Source organism: Acinetobacter sp. YH12076 (assembly GCF_013419525.1).
GTDB classification, from domain to species: Bacteria; Pseudomonadota; Gammaproteobacteria; order Pseudomonadales; family Moraxellaceae; genus Acinetobacter; species Acinetobacter amyesii.
Window position 1 is genome coordinate 1 of the sequence record NZ_VOZY01000039.1, and the last position, 1,646, is coordinate 1,646.

Here is a 1,646-nt window from a genome sequence, read left to right on the forward strand (position 1 = left end):
AGCAAGAGTGAACCACCTGATCCCTTCCCGAACTCAGAAGTGAAACCTCTTAGCGCTGATGGTAGTGTGGGGTTACCCATGTGAGAGTAAGTCATCGCCAGCTCATTATTCGAAACACCCCCTGATACGTCAGGGGGTGTTTTTTTATGCGGGGAGAAAAGGGGCGAAGAAAACAAAGAATTCTTCATTCATTTTTATGTGATTTTTAAATTAAAGGCTGAAAGGCGTATACTATCCGTGTCATTGATGGAAAGCTCATGTCTGATTTAGCTTCAAACGCTCATTATATTGAATACGGCACACGACCATTTCTTGCCATTTTATTTTCTTTATTTTTAGCAGGCTTCGCAATTTTTTCATCGTTGTATTGTGTGCAACCGATGATGCCAATTTTTGCGGATTTCTTTCATGTCAGTCCGACACATAGCAGTTTCCCTTTATCTTTTTCTACTATTGCTTTAGCAATAGGACTACTTTTCACCGGTTTGATTTCAGATCGATTCGGTCGTAAGCCTGTGATGGTCATCGCTTTATTTTTGGCAGCATCACTTTCAATTATCAGTTCTATATTTCCCCTTTGGGAAATATTTTTACTGAATCGCGTGCTGATCGGATTAAGTGTTAGTGGTGTTGCTGCTGTTGCAATGACTTATATTGGAGAGGAAATTGCGCAAAAAGATATAGGCTTTGCAATGGGCCTGTATATTTCAGGTACCGCTATTGGCGGAATGGGTGGTCGTCTCATTGCAGGGGTATTGATTGACTATATTAGTTGGCAAAATGCTATGATGATTATCGGCATCATTAACCTATGTATAGCCACAGCATTCTTTTTATTACTTCCAGCATCTCAACATTTTCAAGCTTATCCCATTCGTTTCAACCGATTTTATGAATCTTTCGTTAAAAATTTAGCAGATCCAAAGCTTAGAATTTTATTCCTTCAAGGCTTTATCCTCATGGGATGTTTTGTCTCTATATTTAACTATATGAGCTACCACCTATTAGAAGAACCTTATCAACTTTCTCAAACTTGGATTGGGCTAATCTCCATAGCTTATTTGGCAGGAATATATAGTTCACCTCGGGCTGCAAGTTGGGGGAAACGCTTTGGACGGGCAAAAGTTTTACCTTCGATGCTGATCATGATGTTGTTGGGGCTGTTGATCATGCTCATTCCGGCATTTTGGTCAGTCATTTTGGGGCTGATTGTATTCACTTTCGCTTTTTTTGCAGCGCATTCCACGGCAAGTAGTTGGGTTTCGGTTCAATCCCTGCAGTACCGTGCCGTAGGTTCATCTCTATATTTATTTTGCTACTACTTAGGTTCCAGTATTTTGGGTAGTAGTAGTGGTTTGGTTTGGGAAATGTCTGGTTGGATTGGGTTGACGAGCTTTATTGCTGTTATTTTGATGATCGGTTTATTTTTAGCAATAAAATTGAATAAATTAAAATAGAAATATGTGAATAAGCTATTATTTAATATTCGTTTTACATCTATTTTTTTATATAAATAACACGGCTTTGTTGCACAAACCTATCTGTAAAGGCTTTTTCAGCGATATAATTTTCAAATGAAGAAGCCTACACACAAAATCTACCGCACAACCAATTGGCCCGCATATAACCGAGCACTCATGAGTCGC

The 1,646-nt window shown here is 38.9% G+C and carries 1 protein-coding gene and 1 rRNA gene; both read left to right on the plus strand.

Annotation, left to right across the window (positions count from 1 at the left end; genetic code table 11):
* Nucleotides 1-103 (plus strand): 5S ribosomal RNA (gene rrf, locus FTU22_RS16210); the annotation flags it as partial.
* Between the two features lie 154 nt (nucleotides 104-257).
* Nucleotides 258-1,457 (plus strand): MFS transporter, encoded by a 1,200-nt coding sequence (locus FTU22_RS16215; protein WP_180095460.1) that lies wholly within the window; start codon nucleotides 258-260, stop codon nucleotides 1,455-1,457.
* Nucleotides 1,458-1,646: the final 189 nt, after the last annotated feature.